This is a genomic window from Adhaeribacter terreus (assembly GCF_042657365.1).
In the GTDB taxonomy this organism is placed as follows: Bacteria; Bacteroidota; Bacteroidia; order Cytophagales; family Hymenobacteraceae; genus Adhaeribacter_A; species Adhaeribacter_A terreus.
This window is the reverse complement of the sequence record NZ_JBHSKT010000012.1, coordinates 70323-86792: the sequence shown is the minus strand read 5'-3', so window position 1 is coordinate 86792 and position 16470 is coordinate 70323. Positions and strand designations below refer to the sequence as shown.

At 45.2% G+C, this 16470-nt stretch carries 18 protein-coding genes; 8 read left to right on the top strand and 10 right to left on the bottom strand.

Translation table 11 applies throughout. The annotated features are described in order from the left end of the window. Positions 1 to 315: 315 nt before the first annotated feature. The 3 genes from ACFPIB_RS16320 to ACFPIB_RS16310 all read left to right on the top strand — a co-directional run bounded on the left by ACFPIB_RS16320 (position 316) and on the right by ACFPIB_RS16310 (position 2566). Positions 316 to 654: a hypothetical protein gene (locus ACFPIB_RS16320; RefSeq protein WP_378018537.1), complete on the top strand. Its 339-nt coding sequence runs from the start codon at positions 316 to 318 to the stop codon at positions 652 to 654. 347 nt (positions 655 to 1001) lie between these two features. Further along, entirely contained in the window at positions 1002 to 1781 is a 780-nt protein-coding gene (locus ACFPIB_RS16315; protein WP_378018536.1) for an oxygenase MpaB family protein, read from the top strand. A gap of 176 nt (positions 1782 to 1957) precedes the next feature. Beyond that, positions 1958 to 2566: a hypothetical protein gene (locus tag ACFPIB_RS16310; protein ID WP_378018535.1), complete on the top strand. Its 609-nt coding sequence runs from the start codon at positions 1958 to 1960 to the stop codon at positions 2564 to 2566. A gap of 65 nt (positions 2567 to 2631) precedes the next feature. Here the strand turns inward: ACFPIB_RS16310 and ACFPIB_RS16305 are convergent, their stop codons facing one another. Both ACFPIB_RS16305 and ACFPIB_RS16300 read right to left on the bottom strand, forming a co-directional pair. Further along, positions 2632 to 3405 (bottom strand): DpnI domain-containing protein, encoded by a 774-nt coding sequence (locus tag ACFPIB_RS16305; RefSeq protein ID WP_378018534.1) that lies wholly within the window; start codon positions 3403 to 3405, stop codon positions 2632 to 2634. Positions 3406 to 3476: 71 nt separating this feature from the next. Continuing rightward, complete coding sequence (locus ACFPIB_RS16300) at positions 3477 to 4964, bottom strand: peptide MFS transporter (RefSeq protein ID WP_378018533.1); 1488 nt, start codon at positions 4962 to 4964, stop codon at positions 3477 to 3479. Between the two features lie 363 nt (positions 4965 to 5327). On the opposite strand from ACFPIB_RS16300, the gene ACFPIB_RS16295 reads away from it, so the two are divergent. Together ACFPIB_RS16295 and ACFPIB_RS16290 are read left to right on the top strand one after the other, a co-directional pair. Continuing rightward, positions 5328 to 5633, top strand: a complete 306-nt coding sequence (locus ACFPIB_RS16295; RefSeq protein WP_378018532.1) for a hypothetical protein — start codon at positions 5328 to 5330, stop codon at positions 5631 to 5633. Continuing rightward, complete coding sequence (locus tag ACFPIB_RS16290) at positions 5618 to 5986, top strand: hypothetical protein (RefSeq protein ID WP_378018531.1); 369 nt, start codon at positions 5618 to 5620, stop codon at positions 5984 to 5986. Before ACFPIB_RS16295 ends, ACFPIB_RS16290 begins: the two co-directional genes overlap by 16 nt. Positions 5987 to 6041: 55 nt before the next feature. Here the strand turns inward: ACFPIB_RS16290 and ACFPIB_RS16285 are convergent, their stop codons facing one another. The 5 genes from ACFPIB_RS16285 to ACFPIB_RS16265 form a co-directional block, all read right to left on the bottom strand. Further along, a complete protein-coding gene (locus ACFPIB_RS16285) occupies positions 6042 to 6701 on the bottom strand; it encodes a DUF2238 domain-containing protein (RefSeq protein ID WP_378018530.1) in 660 nt (219 codons plus the stop codon). Positions 6702 to 6968: 267 nt separating this feature from the next. Continuing rightward, positions 6969 to 7463 (bottom strand): DUF6252 domain-containing protein, encoded by a 495-nt coding sequence (locus tag ACFPIB_RS16280; RefSeq protein ID WP_378018529.1) that lies wholly within the window; start codon positions 7461 to 7463, stop codon positions 6969 to 6971. Between the two features lie 227 nt (positions 7464 to 7690). Next, the gene (locus ACFPIB_RS16275; protein WP_378018528.1) at positions 7691 to 8116 is read right to left on the bottom strand and encodes a response regulator; all 426 of its coding nucleotides are present in this window, start codon (positions 8114 to 8116) and stop codon (positions 7691 to 7693) included. Further along, a complete protein-coding gene (locus tag ACFPIB_RS16270; RefSeq protein ID WP_378018527.1) occupies positions 8113 to 9603 on the bottom strand; it encodes a sensor histidine kinase in 1491 nt (496 codons plus the stop codon). The genes ACFPIB_RS16275 and ACFPIB_RS16270 overlap by 4 nt, the downstream gene beginning before the upstream one ends. A gap of 199 nt (positions 9604 to 9802) precedes the next feature. Further along, complete coding sequence (locus tag ACFPIB_RS16265; RefSeq protein WP_378018526.1) at positions 9803 to 10282, bottom strand: hypothetical protein; 480 nt, start codon at positions 10280 to 10282, stop codon at positions 9803 to 9805. Between the two features lie 310 nt (positions 10283 to 10592). Here ACFPIB_RS16265 and ACFPIB_RS16260 point away from each other — a divergent pair, with 310 nt between their 5' ends. Next, positions 10593 to 12080, top strand: a complete 1488-nt coding sequence (locus ACFPIB_RS16260) for a DUF5687 family protein (RefSeq protein ID WP_378018525.1) — start codon at positions 10593 to 10595, stop codon at positions 12078 to 12080. Between the two features lie 60 nt (positions 12081 to 12140). Further along, on the top strand, positions 12141 to 12836 hold the full coding sequence (locus ACFPIB_RS16255) for an ABC transporter ATP-binding protein (protein WP_378018524.1): 696 nt from the start codon (positions 12141 to 12143) through the stop codon (positions 12834 to 12836). 171 nt (positions 12837 to 13007) lie between these two features. Here the strand turns inward: ACFPIB_RS16255 and ACFPIB_RS16250 are convergent, their stop codons facing one another. After that, positions 13008 to 13433, bottom strand: a complete 426-nt coding sequence (locus ACFPIB_RS16250; protein WP_378018523.1) for a PH domain-containing protein — start codon at positions 13431 to 13433, stop codon at positions 13008 to 13010. A gap of 198 nt (positions 13434 to 13631) precedes the next feature. Next, positions 13632 to 14393 (bottom strand): MBL fold metallo-hydrolase, encoded by a 762-nt coding sequence (locus ACFPIB_RS16245; protein ID WP_378018522.1) that lies wholly within the window; start codon positions 14391 to 14393, stop codon positions 13632 to 13634. A 286-nt stretch (positions 14394 to 14679) separates the two neighbouring features. Here ACFPIB_RS16245 and ACFPIB_RS16240 point away from each other — a divergent pair, with 286 nt between their 5' ends. Further along, a complete protein-coding gene (locus ACFPIB_RS16240) occupies positions 14680 to 15822 on the top strand; it encodes a putative sensor domain DACNV-containing protein (protein ID WP_378018521.1) in 1143 nt (380 codons plus the stop codon). Between the two features lie 50 nt (positions 15823 to 15872). Here the strand turns inward: ACFPIB_RS16240 and ACFPIB_RS16235 are convergent, their stop codons facing one another. Further along, positions 15873 to 16265: a hypothetical protein gene (locus tag ACFPIB_RS16235; RefSeq protein ID WP_378018520.1), complete on the bottom strand. Its 393-nt coding sequence runs from the start codon at positions 16263 to 16265 to the stop codon at positions 15873 to 15875. Positions 16266 to 16470 lie beyond the last annotated feature (205 nt).

Below are 16470 nucleotides of genomic sequence, written 5' to 3'. Positions count from 1 at the left end.
GGATGCTGCATGCAAGGCGTCTGAATAAAGATTATGAGAAGAACAGAATGAACAGCCAATCGATGGTATATATAGCAATGATCTCAGTAATGCTTAAACGTTGCTAATGGCTTTTAAAACAGTTTCTTAGAATTTAACAGGTAAAGCAAGCTTCGTCGGACTGATGACTGGTTTTAACTTCCAAAAAGCGCGTTTCATCGAATTATTCCGCCGGGCGGTAAATTAACACCGAACTTTGTATTGAATCTGAGACACTTAGGAGCAGGTTCAGCAAATAAAATCACGCTTAATTTTAAAACCGCAAATCGTATTATCATGAAAAAGATCACCTTAATCTTCGCCCTGGGCTTATTTGCCAATTTCGCACAAGCCACCGATAACCGCGCGCTGGAGTTAACGCGTCAGCTTGCCGTTGATCTGCAATTGAATGAAGGTCAGTTTATTCAGGTTAAAAATCTGGAGCAGCAGAAGTTTCAGGCAATGGATAAAGCTTTGCTAAACGTTGCCGATGCCGCTCAGAAAGCCGGTATTCAGCTGGATATAGAAGTGCAATATAACCGCCGCCTTTGGGCGCTCCTGAACCCGGCTCAGCAACAGGCTTATACGCTTATGCTGCAGGCCGTAAAAGCACCGGAAAACCTGGCGCGCAAATAGAAAATACAGTCTCACATACTTGCTCTCACGGCGGCTTCCCCAAACAGGAAGCCGTTTTTTTTTATGTAAAAACGCTACCGTTTTAGGCCTGAAAACTCCTCAATATTGAAATTGCCGAAACAAACCTTGAAACGCAAAGGCTGCGCATTTCTTTTTATACCGGTTGTGGAATTTTGCACGTTTTACTTCAGGCGGTCTTTGTTTATGGTTCATTGGCGCTTTTATTTTGTACGTTATAAAGAGTTTGCGCAACGTGGTATTGAATTTGTTGCGCAAACTAAAACCGGTTTTTCAAGGTTATTTCTTTAGTTTTTTTTTGTTTACTCAAGTCTGATTATATAAACGGTATGGAATATTTTGTAAAGGAGGATTCGGTGGTGCGGCAGATCTGGGGTACCTCCGATATTATTTTGTTCATTTTTGCCGGCGCGGCAGCCGAATTCGCTCTGAATAAGGCCGTTGATTGGCTTTATTTTACCGGCAAGTTGCCCCAGGATCCGTTAGGCCGGCTTTTTTCTACGGTAGAATATGCGCGCGTAATTGTTTTTTCTGAGAAGCAGGCGGCCGAAAAAGCGATCGATACAATGGCGAAGATTCATGCCGGGGTGGAGCACAAACGCGGCGAAAAAATTCCGGACTGGGCTTACCGCGATGTACTTTTCATGCTGATCGATTATTCTATCCGGAGTTTTGAATTGCTGGACCGCCGCCTTACACCAACCGAAAAAGAAGAAGTTTTTGACGTATTTAACCGTGTAGGTTTGCGCATGGGCTTGCAGGGCCTGCCGCAAACGTTTCCGCAATGGCAGGCTATGCGGGCCGAGCATTTGCGCCAGAACCTGAAAAGCAGCCGGTATACGGCTGATCTTTTTCAGCAATACAAAAAGCATCTGGGCAATATCCGGTACAATATTTTGCTGCAAGCGCAATTGCTGGTCATTCCCAAGCGCGTGCGCAAACTCCTGGATATTGGCAAAGTTTCGGTCTTGCTGCCGGCGGTGCCAATCTACCGCATCACCCGCAAACTAAACCTCGACTGGATCCTGAAAGCGTTGCTGCTTCCGGCTAAGTATAAAGGACAGATTCATGCGCTCGACCGGCCACCAGGAAAACTTAGTTTTGGGTAGTTTGGTTTTAAAAAGCTGATTTGCTTCTTTGTAAGAAAGCGGATTCACTGCCTTTCAGGAAGTTTCGGGAGTAGGAATTGGTAAATAAATAAAGAAATCCATAAAAGTAGGTATTGGAAGCTTTGTCGGCTTGTGGTTACATTTGTGTAAATCTATAAGCCTGAAATTCCTTCGCTATGACCGGTCCTACTTTTAAGTGCTTTATCAGAAAGGCAACTATTGGTGCTTTGAGCCTGCTTTTTGCTTTCTCATTACATTCCTGCGTTTATGAGGATAAAAAAGACGATAACCCTACGCCGGGCATAACCGAAAGCCTGCATTTCAATTTTAAAACCCCGGACTGGGAACGCAACATCGACTGCGAACGCCTGGATCTGCCGGCAATTGACCTCGATTCAGCAACTTATATTGTTTCGGCAACTTCCGCTTCTACGCTTTCTACATTTTACTTTTCTTACCCGAAGGATAGTTCGCAGATTGTAAAGCCGACCAACCTGAAACAGTACAGCATTAAGCGGGTTGGGAATTACGATGGGCCATTCCAGTTGGCTTTAAAATTGCCGGTAACCGAAGGCAGCAGCCAGCGCCTGATCAGCAAAGACGGGCTGTCGGCGGATTCTTACAACGAAATTGTTTCGGTGAAATACGACGGCCACAACGCTACCGAAGCCTTCTTTAAAGTGAAAGCCAAGTACCAGATGCAAACCGCCGAAGTAAACGACCCAAACCTTCAGAAAACCGTTTCCGGAACGTTCCATTTTCGTATCCGCACTACCCGGAAGTAAGTTTTGAATTTGATAGATAAAGAAAACGCCTCTGAATTTTCAGAGGCGTTTTCTTTATCCATGACTTATAATTCAATTTTTTTGTAATTTCCATTTCCTTTAAATTCAATTAAGCCTTTATCCCTAAGAACTTGTAATTGCTGCCTTATTTTATCTTTAATAAAGTTGTTGTTTGGAAACTTGAGTTTCAATGTGCCTTCGAATTTATAAACATGATTAAGATCAAATTCATTATTGCTAATCTTCTCAATCAGTTTTAAAACCTCTAAAGTCCACCCTCTACTTTTTTGAGTTTGATTTCTCAAAAATTCAGTTTTCTTCCACTTTTCAAGGACATGATTACGATTCTCTTCTTGCCCATTTTTTATTAAAAATATTTTCCCTGTTTCAGGAATTTCTTGTAATAAGATATTGCATCCAATCCAGCCTGCTCTTTTAGCTGTTTCTTTTAATGGATTCCTTTTTTCAATAATGTTGTCAACAAAGTAATGTTTAGGGATAACCAAGAAATTTCTAACCTCTAGGCTTTTTAATGAATAGTTTAATAAAAAGAAATGCGGATTATTATCCGAATTTATTCTTTGGATCATAGTTGAGTAAGCACCATCTACAATTTTCAAACTGAATGAATCCTTTTTGCTTTTTAACTCAAATTCAGATTCGCAGTTATTGCAAAGGAAGTCTCCTACAGGGTTATTGTTGGCAAAGGATATTAAATTGTAATTTCCACAGGAAGGACAATAACTGTTGTTTTTGACCCAGTCCTCAGTTAAAACACGAGCAATTTGTGAACTGCTAGTATAACTTGTAATAAGAGATCTATTTAATTTTAATTCCATCAAAAGGTCTTATTTTCTAAGTCTAAACTAAGTAGCGCTTTATTGAACGCTATTCTTTTTTGCTTAAAAACTTACCTTACATCCCCCATCCACCTTTTGATCAGCGGAACGCATAAAATCAGCAGCACGCCAATACCAAAAGAATACAACCCGATCTGGCTCAGGATATCGGCGTAGTAAGGCAGCGATTGGATTGGGTTGTTTACCACGTTTTCCGGAACGCTCATGCGGGCGCCAATTTTAGCAGCCAGGAACTCGCCGATGGCGCTGGCAAAAAACCAGATCCCCATCATCATGGCCACAATTTTAGCCGGGCTTAGTTTGGTTATCATGCTCAGGCCAATCGGCGAAATGCACATTTCCCCGCAGATAATGAAGAAGTAACCCAGCACGAAGGTAAGTAATGAAATAAGGCCGGTTTCGGTGGTCTGACAGCCCCAGTAAAACACGTAAAAACCCGCACCCAGAAACAAGAACGATATCCCGAATTTAAGTGGTGTGCCCGGTTCCAGGTTTTTGCGGTTCAAGGCCGGCCAGAGCCAGGCAAAAAAGAAACTAAGCACAATTACCCAAGCCGGCGGCAGAAAATTATTCACCGCCAAAGCTGGTAGCTTGGTGCCGAAAACGTGCATATCTACATTGCGCATGGCAAAGAGGTTGAGCGAGCCGGCATTCTGTTCGTAAAAAGCCCAGAAAAGCGTAGAGAAAACGATCATGACCAAAGCCGCAAACAACTTGAACCGCGCAACTTTTTCCAGCTGAAAAGCGGTGTACAGAATATAACCCAACGAAACTGCGCCCAGGCCAAACATGATGAAATCCATGAGTTCGTAGCGGTGGAACAAGCCCACAATTACCGGAATAAGCAGCAGCGTGGCGCCGTAGATAATAACTTCCTGGCTCAGGCCGGCAAATAGGGAGCGTTTTAAAGCGGCCGGATCAGGAGGGAGGCCGCCCGGCAATGTTTTCTTACCCATCCAGAAAACTACCAGACCCACGATCATAAAAATAGCTGCCAGCCCGAAACCGTAATGCCAGTTGATCTGTTGCCCCACATAACCACAAAGCAAACCACCCAGCGCCGCGCCAATGTTTATACCCATGTAAAAAATGGAAAAAGCGCTGTCTTTGCGCGGGTCGTTGTCGGCGTAAAGCGTACCTACCAGGCTGGAAATATTAGGTTTGAAAAAGCCGTTGCCGCAGATAATAAACGCCATACCGTAAAAGAAACTCCAGTCTTCCGGTATAGCCAAAACCAGATGCCCGATCACCATCAGAATGCCGCCAAACATCACCGCCTTCCGGCCGCCCAGAAACTTATCGGACATGGCGCCTCCGAACATGGGCATGGTATAAACCAACGCCGCATAAGAACCTAAAATGGCATAACCTTTCGGTTCATCGAATTTCAGTTCGGTTACCATATAGGCCAGCAACAGCGCTTTCATGCCGTAGAACGAGAAACGTTCCCACATTTCGGCGAAGAAAAGCATGTAAAGCTGTTTCGGGTGTTTGTTGCTGGCGGGAGTTTCGGGAATCTTTGGTTCGGTTAAGTCCATTTTTGAGGTTGGGCGGAATGTTGGTTTTTAGAGTTGTAAGATAGGGGAGTTTTTTGAGGTTTTTGCATAGCATTTTTTACTACGCAAACGTGAAATAACCACCCCGAACCCCTCTCCCGAAATGCTTCGGGATCTACGACTTGCTAAGGAGGGGAGCTTTAGCCTCCTGCTTCTTTTGAGTTTTTGAGCCAGAAAGGATAGCGTTTTCTTTTCAGAAAAGCCGGAATAAAAACTACTACAGTTAAAATGCAGCAGAAAGCAGCTCCCCTCCTTTTTTCAAGGAGGGGCCGGGGGTGGTTAATTTTTGCGAAATTCCAAAATTCCATAAATCCGTGATTCAGACAAAAACAGCTACCTTGCAGCATGGAAAACATGATCCGGGTAATTGGCAATATTGAACTGCTCAAAGCAAGCGATTGCATTATTTACAACACTACCAAATATCTGAATCCGCCGGAAGTTTTTGTGCATGAACCAATGATAATAACCGGCGATAACCTGATCATGGATGAAGAAAAAAGCAATACTTCCGACGATGATCACGACGAAAACGGGCTGCTTTATTACGAATTCCAGGTTTTAGACGAAGGCGAACCCACCGAAAAAACGCTGGTAGTTTTTCATGATACGCACAAAAACGAATTTACCGGCTGGTGCCTGGAAGATTAATTTCGGAAATGGAAAAGATGGAAATGCAAGGCACCTGGACCAAAGACGAAGAAGGTTTTATGGATTTCGAAACGTCGCAGTTGCAGCGTTTATACGAAGCCATAACCGACCAATACCACCAGGTTTACAACCGTTTTCTCGAGGAATTCGACGATGAAGAAGAAGCGCACAACAAAGCACTGGCAACAGGCTACGAAATGATAACCGATTACAAAGAAATTAACGGCACCACCGAATTTGTAACTACCTATAAAACGCCGGTTTACACCGCAGATATCTGGTACGAAACCGATGCCTTTACCGGCAAAAAAGTGTTCGATAAAGGCTTTATCCGGATTTCCAGTAAAGCGTAATTTAAAGCTGGATTTTCTCTTGCCTGGCGTTTTATAAGCAACAGAGACCGACTTTTTAGCTCGCTTCGGGTTTTTCCTGAATTTTTAATACCGTTTTCAGAACTGAAACAATGGTAGTTGCCAGAATAGCGCCGGAAAAAGCTATGAAAATATCTTTTTGTGCATCCCACATGTCGCCTTGCGTGCCGAGGTACGAAACGCCCTGCGCCGGAAAGAAAAGTTCAGCCACGGCCCACTCGATCAGTTCATAAAATCCGCTCACCGAAAGCACAATTTCAATTGGTAAAAGCCACGCCACCCATTTCGGAAATTGAAAGCCTTTCAGAAAAACTTCGCGCATCGGGTAAGCCAGCAAAAAACCGAAGCTGAAATGGACAATGCGGTCGTAATGGTTGCGTGAAGTCTGGAAAGTTTCCTGCAACCAGTAACCCAAGGGGTTTTCGGCGTAAGAATGTTTGGCGCCGTACACGTGCAGGCATAAATAAACGCAAATAAGCAGGTAACTCAGGTCGCTGAACTGGTGTTTTTTATAAGTAAAAAGCAGTGCTGCCACAAAGCCAAAAACCAAAACATTTTCTAACAGCCAGTTCGGTAGATCGGTGGTGCCAATATAGGAGTTTGCCCAGATAACGCCGAAAACAATGGCGCAGGTTTGCAGGCAAAAGTTTTTAAGCGCAGGCGTGCGGTAGGTAGAAATTGCGTTGGTAAAAGTCATGATTATTTCCGGTTTTAGTTTGTAAGGTTGAATGCTCCAAAGGTATGAGTAGCACTACTATAGTAAAAACCATAAATCCGGATAATAAGACTTGGTTGTAAAGGATAATATTGCTGTAAATATTTGTAAATGAGCTGATAATTGATTTTTGTTCAGACTTTTTAAATGTACTTGTGCAAGAAAAGAATCCGTGAAAACGTGATGCCTGTAAATAAAAAAAGAGCTGCCAAAACGGTAGCTCTTTCAGGTTAAAAACTAAGATCGAGTTTACGGTAATCTTATGCCGGTAAACGTGCCATTCATAACATTTACAGAATCGGGTTCGGTGGTAGCTCCAAAAACCCGGCCTCCTTTAAACTGGAACGTGCCGGATATTTTTTTAGTGGTCGGGTCGTAACTGGTGATCGTTAATTTGTTCACAGTGCTGTCGCTCAGAAAACCAGTCCAGCGGGATGTGCTACCGTCGCTGTGAGGCAAAACGTAAGACAGGCTGCCGGAAGTATAATTGCCGGTTTTAGTAATTGCATCGGTGCTGATAATAAGTTGCCGTCCTGCATTGTCGTTGCCATACAACCCGAAAAGTCCGCCGGAAACAGCGGTGTTGTGGTTTGCAGCTTCCCAATTCGAGCCGTCAATTACGGCCTTAAAAGAAGTTGTTTCGGTTGGGGTTGGGTTGTCAGAAGTGTCGTCGTCGTTTTTGCTGCAGCCGGAAAGTAAAGAAAAGGCAGCCAGGCAGATAACAGGTAAAAATCGTAACTTCATAAGTTCAGGCTTAAGTTTAGCCCAATATAAGCAATTTCTTAACAGATTACAGCTTGAATATCGGTTTAAGAACTTCAGGAAAGATCAATTCCAAAGCCAGGGAAAAATTATTCTTAACCGTGCACAATTAGTTGCCTGCTGTAATACTGAGGTTCAGAGCAAATAAAAAGTTTACTACCACGTAAAGGTTGTAGTTTTCAGGCCAAAAACAATACCGTTTTCGGTTCTTAGAAAACGTACACGTTAATGGCTCTTTCCAGTTTTTCGGCAGTAAGCGGTTTATGAATAAAGCCTTTTACTTCCGGAATATCGATGGCCCTTTTTTCTTCGTCGGGATTAATGCTGGTGGTAAGCATCAGCACTTTTATTTTGCGGGTCTGGTCTTCGGGCAGCTTTTTGTAGGCTTCCAGAAATTCCCAGCCGTTCATACCTGGCATGTTTATGTCCAGGAAAATAAGACCTGCCTGGGGCAAGGTTTGGTTATTAGTAAATTTGCCGCTGTTGGTCAGAAATTCGAGCGCTTCCCGGCCGTTAACGGCAACTTCAACCGTGGTATTAATGTCCGCTTTCCGGATCACGCGCTGGTTCAGGTAGTTGGTCGCATCGTCGTCATCCACCAATAAAATAAAATCTAAGCCGTTTATCTTTCTCAAAGCGAAAAGTTGTTTGTGTTGATCGTAAAATAAAATGTACTGCCTGTGCCCGGTTCCGAAGTTACCCAAAGGTCGCCGTGGTGCAGGGCTGCAATGCGTTTGCAATGTGCCAGCCCTATACCGCTGCCTTCGTACTGCCGGCTGCTATGCAGGCGCTGAAAGATCAGGAAAATGCGGTCGAGGTATTGCGGTTCTATACCAATGCCGTTGTCTTTTACCGCAAATCTCCATTTGTCCTGTATCAGTTCTGCACTTACTTCTACCAGGGGTTGTACGTTTGGTTTCCGGAATTTGATAGCATTACTGATCAGGTTTTGCAGCAAGAGCCTGAATTCAGTTCGGTAGCCAAATATAATGGGTAAAGGTTGAATTTTAATTTCTGCGCCCGTTTCCCTTATCAGCGTACTGAGGTCAGCACAGATTTCATCCACAACTTCCTGCGTATTTATTTCCGTGGCTTCGGCATTTCGGCCAAGGCGGCCATAATCGAGCAAACCGTTTATCAGCTCGCTCATGCGGGTAGTTGCGGTTTTAATGAACTGCAGCATTTCCTGGCCGGTATCGTCGAGCTTTTGGCCGTATTCTTCCCGGAAAACATCAATAAAGCTGCTGATATTGCGAAGCGGTTCCTGCAGGTCGTGCGAGGTAATGTAGGTAAGTTGCTCCAGTTCGTCGTTGCGGGCTTCTATGCGTTGCATGTTGAGCAGCGTAGCTTCCGCTTTTTTTATCTCGGTAAGGTCGCGGGTTACTTTTGAAAAACCGGTAATTTCGCCCTCGTCGTTGTGCAGCGCCGTAATGGTTACGTTGGCCCAGAAAGCAGTGCCATCTTTGCGTAAGCGCCAGCCTTCGTCCTGAGCCCGGCCGTTTTTAATGGCCCTTTCCAGTAAGCGCTGGGGTTTTTGGTTGGCCAGGTCTTCAGGCGTGTAAAATATACTGAAGTGTTTGCCGGTAACTTCGCTGGCCTTGTAGCCTTTTATGCGTTCGGCGCCTTTGTTCCAGTTCTCTACTTTGCCATTTACATCCATCAGCAGAATGGCGTAATCCTGAATTTCGGCAACCATTTTATGGTAACGGTCTTCGCTGCGCCGCAGGTTTTCTTCCGCAAGCTTTTTCTCGGTCATGTCGCGGGTTACTTTCGTAAACCCGATCACTGTATTATCATCGCCGTGAATGGCCGTAATAACCACGTTTCCCCAGAATCTTTCGCCGTTCTTTTTCACGCGCCAGCCTTCGTGCCGCACCGAGCCTTTAGCCCGGGCTTCGGCCAGTAATTTAGCCGGCAGCCCTTTGGCCTGGTCTTCAGGCGTATAAAAGTTACTGAAGTTCTTGCCGATGATTTCGCGGGCTTTATAACCTTTGATCTTTTCGGCACCCTTATTCCAGTTCTCAATGTAGCCATCCTGATCCAGAAGCAAAATAGCGTAATCTTCTATTTCCGCTACCATCTTCTGAAAACGAATATTCTTTATGTCAGATTCGGGATTCATGTTTAAAGCTTAGCCGGCTTTTGGGTTCAAACTAAAATGGCAAAATGCCGGCAGTTACTATAACGCCAATAAGGTTTGTATGGTTATATGTTTATTTTTATAGTCAAAACGCTATGATTTTGAGCGAAAAAAGTCAGTGCCTGCCATAATTAAGGTTAACAGGTACTGACTCAGGGTTTTCAGGAATAACGAACGGCGTTTATTTTTTTAGCGGCGCACCAACCGGAATAGCGCAATCGTGGCCCGGCTGACCGTGCGGCGGGTTCATGCCGGCAGCGGTTGGTTGTGTGGCAGGCGCTGTAAAAACCGGGGAAGAAGTATTATTGGCCGGCGGCGCTGCATTTATGGTTGGGTTGGCGTTGTTTGGAGTGGCGCTTACATTTGGCGCTGAATTTAAAGGCGCTCCTACTTCAATGTCGCAGCGATGGCCCGGCTGACCGTGCGGCGGGTTCATACCAGCGGCAGTTGGTTGCGTGGTCGAAGGATCGTTCCCAACAGCCATATCTGCCATTTGCTGCATTGCGTTCACGTTTGTATCTGGCGTAGTTGCCGGTGCAACTGCTGTGGAAGTAATATCTTCGGCGCTGGCGGTTTCGGTGGTGGTATTGTTGTTTTCCTGTGAACAAGCCAAAAGGCAAACGGCCGAAGCAACAACTAAAAACTGGGAAGTAAATTTCATGCGAATGGTAATTGGGTGGCTTCAGGCCGGGTTCTGATTTTGTTTAAAAAGTATGAACGTTTGGCACAGGTTTTTATTGGCCTGAAACTGAACGCCTTTCAAAGATAGTTAATTCCTGAAGCTTTCTGCAAAAAAAACGCTATGCTTTTAACCGCAAAAACTCATGATTGGTGAGAGCGCAAACGGAAACGGGGTTTTACAGTTGTGTTTTTTGTTAATCGTTCGTTTTTTCTTAATTTGTATTCCTGTTAATAACCTTTTGCGCGTGTTTGCCCTGGAATTGGGCGCATGCCAACATTCCGAAACCACGATGCTTACCTGGATATTTACCCACCAATGGAAAGAAGCTACCCGCTCCGCGGCCTGGCAAAATAACCTCGTCATGAATATTATTATCGGCATCATGACGGTTTTTATGATGCTGAACGTGGGCGTGCTGGGTTTCTTTCTCCATAAAATTCTGGAAGCAGTGGTGCCCGATCAGCATGTATTGCTAACGTTTCATAAAGCCATTATTTATTACCTGGGCATTGACCTGGTGATGCGGTTTTTTATACAGCAGGTGCCGGTGCTGGCCGTGCAGCCTTACCTGCATTTGCCGGTTAAAAAAAGCAAGCTGGTCCATTTTATTCTGAACAAATCGGTGCTGAGCTTTTTTAACGGGTTGCCGCTTTTGCTGGCGCTGCCTTTTGCCTTCCGGATAATTTTACCGGCCTACGGATTGCTGCCGTTGCTGGCCTGGGTTGCCGGTTTTCTAAGCCTGGTGCTGTGCAATAATTTCCTGAACATTTACCTGAAACGTCAGCTAACTTTAAAGCCGGTTGTTTTTCTGTTGCTGGCAATTGCTTTAATAGGGCTGGCTGTGCTCGAAAATCAAGGCATTTTCAGGCTTTCGTTGCTTACCGGAAATAGCTTTGCTGCCTTGCTGGCGCAGCCAGCCTTCGGGGTTTTACTGTTGCTTCTGCCGGCGGCCATGTATGCGTTAAATTACCAGTTGCTGCGCCGGAATATGTACATCAGCGAACCGGAAAGCGCGGAAGCGAAAGTGACCAGTGTGCACGAATTTGCCTTCCTGAAAAAGCTTGGCGCGGCCGGCAACTTGTTGGCTCTGGAAATGAAACTGATCTGGCGCAACAAACGGCCGCGGTCGCTTTTCCTGATGTCTTTTATGATGGTTGCCTATGGTGTGCTGCTGATTATTATGAAAGAATCGCGGGAAGATAATGTGCCGAATTCTATTATATTCATTTTTGGAAGCGTTTTAGCCACCGGCGCTTTTATGATCTACTACGGGCAATTTCTGCACAGCTGGGATGCCAATTATTTCGATATGCTCATGGCCCGGAATATTAGTGCCTACGAATATTACCGTTCCAAATTCCTGCTTTTTATTGGCGCAAGTTCGCTATCTATGATTTTGCTGCTGTTTTATGGTTTTATAGACTGGCATTTTCTGCCCATATTTTTTGCGCTTTACCTCTACAACATTGGCGTAAATGCTTACCTCATCTTCCTGATTGCCATTTACGGACCTAAAAAAATTGACCTAAGCAAAAATTCGGCTTTTAACTGGGAAGGAACAGGTGGAACGCAGTTTCTGATCAGTTTGCCTTTAATGTTTGGCCCGGTGCTGGTTTATCTGCCTTTTTATATGTTTGAACACACAAATTTTGGCTTGCTGGCTTTGGGCGGTTTGGGAATAATTGGCCTGGCGTTTCACAAACCAATTCTGAAGAAACTGGCTAAACGGTTAAATGCCCGGAAATACAAAATGGCTGCGGCCTTCCGCGTAGCTTAAAAAACGCTATCGTTTCAGGGCGAAAAAGTAAAAAGATATTAACGCTTACAATAAAAAAATATGATTGCAGTAAACGGTTTGCAGAAAGTTTATAAAGGCGTAACGGTGCTGAATATTCCGGAACTGAGCATCGCGCGCGGCGAAAGTTTTGGCCTGGTCGGAAACAACGGCGCCGGTAAAACTACCTTGTTCCGCATGATTCTGGACCTTGTTTTGCCATCGCAGGGCGAAGTGCTTTTGCAGCAGGAAAATGTGCGCCAATCGGAAAGCTGGAAGCAATTTACCGGTTCTTACCTCGACGAAGGCTTCCTGATCGATTACTTGACGCCGAACGAATATTTCAATTTTGTAGGCAGCCTGCACGGTCTCAACAAAGCCGAAGTAACCGAACGCCTCCGCAAATTCAGCGATTTTTTTAACGACGAAATTCTGGACAAACCCAAATACATCCGCGACCTGAGTAAAGGAAATCAGAAAAAAGTAGGCATTGCCGCCGCTTTGCTTATCGGGCCGCAGCTGTTAATTCTGGATGAACCCTTTGCCAACCTCGACCCAACTACCCAGATACGTTTAAAGAATCTGCTCCGCGAACTGAAAGAAACGCAGCAACTTACCATGCTCATTTCCAGCCACGACCTCAACCATGTAACCGAAGTCTGCGACCGCATTGTAATTCTGAATAAAGGTCAGCTCGTAGACGATATTCGCACCAGCGCCGATACCCTGAAAGAACTGGAAGCGTATTTTGCGGTTTAAGTTATTAGAAGCTATCTCCTAAATAGGTTTGTCATGTTGAGCGATAGCGAAACAACTTGTCGGCGGCTGGCAGTCACGTTATTTCTGGCTTTTCTGCTGCCCGCCAACGTGGTCCTTCACTCGCGTTCAGGATGACTAAGATAGCTTCACGTAGTTTTTAGCCGCAAAACGCTACCGTTTTCGGCCTGAAAAGTCGTATTCTTTAGAAGCAAGCTGTTTCGTTTTATCGTCCGGATTTTTGATCTGAATATCGGGGTTTATTTCCAGCAATGCTTCCAGGAAACCAGCTTCATCCTTCGGCGCAATAAATAATTCATCCCACTTGTGGTAGGTAATCATCATGCCTTTATTTGCGAGGGCTGCATTTGTATTGGCCCAGCTGCGGGTATGCGTTTCTATTTTCCGGATGCTGCTTACCGGAATGCTGCCTTTGGTAAAGCCGCTGCGGTAATAAAGTTCGCCGTTACGCAATTCGTAATACGTGCCAAACCATTGCCAGAGGTAATATCCCAGAAATAAGATCCACAATCCAATAGCAACCCAGTCTGAAATATCAATAGTGGTATATTCCCGGAAAGTATGGATTACCAGGATCATACTGAAATTCAGAAGGAATAATGTTGCTGGGATGAAGATGTTTTTTTTAGGCGCAAATTGTTTTCCGGAAAGTGATTTATGTTCCATGGCTTGTTTTCGTAGTTTTTTCTATGAAAATGCTAGCGTTTTCAGGTATAAAACTAATGGTTATTTCAGCTTTTGAAACTCAGGATAACATTTGGCAGCCTTAGAAAGAATTTATTGTGCCGGATACCAATTGCGCAGCCTTACATCAATGTTTTTATCGCCGACGTTTACTAGTTTCTTAAATTCATTTATATCGCTTAAGCCTTCCTGTCCGCGGTAATGGTACGGGTAAACGATCTTCGGCTTAAAAGCCAGCACGCCTTCCGAAGCCTGTTTCACGCTCATGGTAAAAGGTAGGTTCATGCACACAAAAGCCACTTCAATGTCTTTCAGATCGCGCATTTCTTCCGTGTCTTCGGTGTCGCCGGAAATGTAGATCTTTTTGCCGCCCATTTCCAGAACATAACCGTTGCCGCGGCCTTTCGGGTGTCTCGAATCTTCGGTTTCGGGCAGGTTATACATCGGAATCGCTTTTATACCAATATCGAATTGCTCCGTATTCTTACCGTTTTTCAATATTACTAACTCGTCTTTAAAAGTTTCCGGAAGTTCATCGGCTACGGCCTGCGGCACCACAAATATTGCTTTCTTCACTGGTATTGCGCGTAGCGTTTCAATATCTAAATGATCTTTGTGAATGTCGGTTATCAGCACCAGGTCGGCGGGAGCAAGGCCGGTAAAACCTTTTGCGCCGCCGTACGGATCTACGTAAATCGTTACATTGTTCCAGGTGAGCACCAGTGTGCCGTGCGTAACCGGCTGAATGGTTAAATTGCCGTGTTTGGTTTCAATTACGTCGGGATCAGGGCGTTGCGCAGCAGCATAAAACACTACCAGGCAAAGCATCAGCGAGAAAAGCATTTTCAGTTTCATGGCAGGAAGTTTCAAGGAATAACCGCTTAAAAGAAAAGAAGTTGTAAACGGAATATTGTAAACGTTTCTGCCCGGTATTGGTTAATTTCCGTTTCCGGTTTTAAGCTGCAAAACGCTATGATTTTGGCTTTAAAAAGTCGTGCGTATATTTAATTTCCCGGTGTAGAAAACAAATCCGGACTGGCATTAGTAAACTCCGCAGCTGGCTTCAGGTTTAAAACCAGATAAATAATGCGGAAAGCTTTTAAAGCCAGAGCATTTTGTAAGCGCCAAACCAAACCCGAACATGAAAGGCAGATCGACATATAACGCGGCGAGAACTGTAGCCAAGGCCGTAGAAAACCATTTTGCCCAACACCGCGGCGATGCGCTGCAGCGTGGCGAAAAAGTGCTGGCGCCGCTGCCGCAAGCCAGCGTGATCGAGTCTGTGATCGATGCCGCTTTCTGGGCCAGCCTTCGCCGCGAAGAAGGTATTTCGCCAAAAATATCGCTGGCTTTTCTGCCGCCGGAACTTGCCGGGCAACCGCTTCTATTTGAGAAGCCGCTGCCGCTTACTTCGGGGGTGCTTACCAAACTGGGGCCGGGCGTAGAGCGGGCGGGTATTCACCTGGGGGTTTGGTTCGAAAAGAACGAATTATTTATCTGGGGTACTACGCTGGAAATTCAAAGCTATTCTTTTGTGCTCGATGTGCCTGAGCCGGGTTTGTTGGTTATCAAGCACCGGCGCATCGACCGGTATGGGAAATTTGCCAACGTGGCCGTGCTGAAAGGCGATCAGATAAAGATCATAGATGAGCAAAGTTCCAGCCTGCCCAAATGCCCGAAACTGCTTACGTCGTTGCTCGGTTTTACCGATCCGGCTTCCTGGAATGAATCGGTAAATGTGCTGGTTTTGCTGGCAGTTTCTATGCGCGCGCATGGCCGTGGCGGTACGTTGCTGGTTGTGCCAAAAGAAGGTGGTTCCTGGCGCGATTCTATTGTAAAGCCCATGCAATATGCCATAACGCCCGTTTTTCCTGGCTTGGCCAACCTGATGCGGCAAGACGAAAACGAACGCAACCGAAGTTTCTGGCAACGCTCCCTGCGCCGGGAAATAGATAATATTGCGGGCCTCACAGCAATAGATGGCGCTGTTATTATCAGTAATCAGTTCGAGTTGCTGGCATTTGGAGCGAAGATCACCCGGCCGGCCGAAGCTTTGCCGGTGGAGCAAATGGTGGTAACGGAACCGGTGGTTGGAAATAAGGCAATAGTCGTAAATCCGGCCCAGCACGGTGGAACACGGCATTTATCGGCGGCCCAGTTTGTGCACGATCAGCGCGAAGCAATGGCTTTAGTAGCTTCGCAGGATGGCCGCTTTACGATCTTCGCCTGGAGCCCCTGCGAAAATAAAGTGCACGCGCATCGGATCGATACTTTGCTGTTGTAGGTGCTGGAAAAACGCTATGGTTTCAGGCGGAAAAAGTAGGTTATATTGGTTTAATAGCCGTACGGCAGCGCATTCTGATAAATATCGTAAATTTTTTCTGCCAGAATGTTGGCCGTTTGTAAAGGCACCGGTTTGAAATGGTACCACAAAGGTATCGGGTTGGAAATATTGCTGGCCCGTATTTCCGAAGTGCTGAATTCGATCTCCGTTTCCGGGTATTTTTTCTGCAGTTGCTGAAACTGGTCTTCCAGTGTCATTCTGTTCTCTACCGTAATGATAGAATCGTCGGTACTGAGCCAGTTGTCGCAGCTGATATCGGCATGGTCGGGGAATTGAGTAATAATTACGCAGGGCTTTTTTTGCTCATGGCAGGCCATGCGGTATTCTTTCACTGTTGTAGCGCCTGTTTCATCTCCGTCTTTAACGGTAATATACTTTTCCATTTCCATTAAATCTGAATTTTCATTTATCTTGTTACTACGGCAGGTTTGTTTGCGACAGCTTAAAAGTTGCCTCTTGTGCGCTAATATAAACTACACAGTGCTTTTACGGTAATTTGTGGTTTGCAGCTATGTTTGCAGTCAGAGTTTTTGGGCGGAGTAAAAAGAAATTCGGTTAGTTTTTGGCAACAGATCGATAGCGTTTTCT

What these genes read in the sequence shown, in the direction of transcription:
- ACFPIB_RS16285 (WP_378018530.1), bottom strand. Translation starts at nt 6,701, where the DNA reads ATGACTTTTACCAACGCAATTTCTACCTACCGCACGCCTGCGCTTAAA.
- ACFPIB_RS16280 (WP_378018529.1), bottom strand. Translation starts at nt 7,463, where the DNA reads ATGAAGTTACGATTTTTACCTGTTATCTGCCTGGCTGCCTTTTCTTTA.
- ACFPIB_RS16265 (WP_378018526.1), bottom strand. Translation starts at nt 10,282, where the DNA reads ATGAAATTTACTTCCCAGTTTTTAGTTGTTGCTTCGGCCGTTTGCCTT.
- ACFPIB_RS16235 (WP_378018520.1), bottom strand. Translation starts at nt 16,265, where the DNA reads ATGGAAAAGTATATTACCGTTAAAGACGGAGATGAAACAGGCGCTACA.
- ACFPIB_RS16245 (WP_378018522.1), bottom strand. Translation starts at nt 14,393, where the DNA reads ATGAAACTGAAAATGCTTTTCTCGCTGATGCTTTGCCTGGTAGTGTTT.
- ACFPIB_RS16255 (WP_378018524.1), top strand. Translation starts at nt 12,141, where the DNA reads ATGATTGCAGTAAACGGTTTGCAGAAAGTTTATAAAGGCGTAACGGTG.
- ACFPIB_RS16240 (WP_378018521.1), top strand. Translation starts at nt 14,680, where the DNA reads ATGAAAGGCAGATCGACATATAACGCGGCGAGAACTGTAGCCAAGGCC.
- ACFPIB_RS16315 (WP_378018536.1), top strand. Translation starts at nt 1,002, where the DNA reads ATGGAATATTTTGTAAAGGAGGATTCGGTGGTGCGGCAGATCTGGGGT.
- ACFPIB_RS16305 (WP_378018534.1), bottom strand. Translation starts at nt 3,405, where the DNA reads ATGGAATTAAAATTAAATAGATCTCTTATTACAAGTTATACTAGCAGT.
- ACFPIB_RS16260 (WP_378018525.1), top strand. Translation starts at nt 10,593, where the DNA reads ATGCTTACCTGGATATTTACCCACCAATGGAAAGAAGCTACCCGCTCC.
- ACFPIB_RS16295 (WP_378018532.1), top strand. Translation starts at nt 5,328, where the DNA reads ATGGAAAACATGATCCGGGTAATTGGCAATATTGAACTGCTCAAAGCA.
- ACFPIB_RS16270 (WP_378018527.1), bottom strand. Translation starts at nt 9,603, where the DNA reads ATGAATCCCGAATCTGACATAAAGAATATTCGTTTTCAGAAGATGGTA.
- ACFPIB_RS16300 (WP_378018533.1), bottom strand. Translation starts at nt 4,964, where the DNA reads ATGGACTTAACCGAACCAAAGATTCCCGAAACTCCCGCCAGCAACAAA.
- ACFPIB_RS16310 (WP_378018535.1), top strand. Translation starts at nt 1,958, where the DNA reads ATGACCGGTCCTACTTTTAAGTGCTTTATCAGAAAGGCAACTATTGGT.
- ACFPIB_RS16320 (WP_378018537.1), top strand. Translation starts at nt 316, where the DNA reads ATGAAAAAGATCACCTTAATCTTCGCCCTGGGCTTATTTGCCAATTTC.
- ACFPIB_RS16250 (WP_378018523.1), bottom strand. Translation starts at nt 13,433, where the DNA reads ATGATCCTGGTAATCCATACTTTCCGGGAATATACCACTATTGATATT.